The sequence below is a fragment of the Marinifilum sp. N1E240 genome (assembly GCF_009295825.1).
Taxonomy (GTDB): domain Bacteria; phylum Bacteroidota; class Bacteroidia; order Bacteroidales; family Marinifilaceae; genus Marinifilum_A; species Marinifilum_A sediminis.
This window is the reverse complement of the sequence record NZ_WHKF01000031.1, coordinates 1-1,364: the sequence shown is the minus strand read 5'-3', so window position 1 is coordinate 1,364 and position 1,364 is coordinate 1. Positions and strand designations below refer to the sequence as shown.

At 38.0% G+C, this 1,364-nt stretch carries 1 protein-coding gene; it reads left to right on the top strand.

The genetic code is table 11. The features are described 5' to 3' along the window. Nucleotides 1-121 precede the first annotated feature (121 nt). A complete protein-coding gene (locus GCQ56_RS20125; protein ID WP_152736335.1) occupies nucleotides 122-1,324 on the top strand; it encodes an IS256 family transposase in 1,203 nt (400 codons plus the stop codon). Nucleotides 1,325-1,364 lie beyond the last annotated feature (40 nt).

Sequence of the window (1,364 nt, the reverse complement as noted above, 5' to 3'; positions counted from 1 at the left end):
AGTAGTATCCCATAAAGTGTGTAAGTAAAGTTATTCTGATTTTTTGAGAGCCCTTTTCTAGCTCAAGAAAAAAATCGGAAATAACTTTATAAGGCGAGTAAATCACTTAAACACACTTATTATGAAATCAAAAGATTTTTTAAGCGATGAGATTCTAAAACAATTTAAAACAGGAAGCCAACTCAATGACTTTCTTAAACAAGTTCAAAAACGAGGCATTGAGAAGATGCTTGAGGGTGAACTGGATGATCATTTAGGCTATGAGAAACACGAGAAAGCTCCCAGTCAAAACTCCCGTAATGGTTATGGACAAAAGAAAGTACGTACCAGCCTTGGAGAAACTCAGATAGAAGTTCCTCGTGATCGGGATGCTACTTTTAACCCCATGATAATCCCCAAACGAGGTAATATGGTTGATGGTATTGAGAATATTATCGTCTCTCTCTATGCCAAAGGAATGAGCAATAGTGATATTGAAGATCAAATCCGAGAGGCATACAACTTTGAGGTATCTACAAGTACGATATCCCGCATTACCAATAAGGTTGTTAATGATATTGTTGCCTGGCAGAATCGCCCTTTAGAACCCGTATATTTGATTGTTTGGATGGATGGTATTGTCTTTAAGGTAAGGGAAAACTCCAAGGTCATTAATAAAACTATTTATATTGCCGTAGGTCTTCGAAGAGATGGAAAAAAGGAAGTCTTGGGACTATGGCTGGGCAAGAATGAATCCTCCTCTTACTGGATGAGTGTTTTAACTGACATGAAAGCTCGTGGCGTAGAGGATTTATTGATTACAGCAACAGACAATCTAAATGGATTTACCGAAACCATCAGAAATGTATTTCCACAAGCTACCACTCAAATCTGTGTTGTTCACCAGATCAGAAATGCTTGCAGATACGTTGTATGGAAAGATAAGAAAGAGTTCACAAAGGATATGAAGCAGATTTATAATGCGCCCACTAAGAGCGCGGCAGAAGCTGCCTTAGAGGATTTTGCTGTCAAGTGGAACTCAAAATATTCTTATGCAATTAAGAGTTGGCGAGATAACTGGGAAGAACTAACTGCATTTTTTGAATTCCCATTAGAGATCCGAAAAATCATTTACACCACCAATCTGATCGAGAATCTAAATGGAAAAATCAGGAAATACACCAAAAACAAACTGTCTTTTCCAACTGATGATGCAGTAATGAAATCAGCCTATCTGGCAACCCGAGAAGCAACCAGAAAATGGACGATGCCAATCAAAAACTGGGGGATAATACTCAATCAGTTTTTGACTATCTTTGAAGAAAGGGTCAGGCTAAACGCCTAACCCTCTAAATTTCATTTACACACTTTGTGAGATAGTGTCT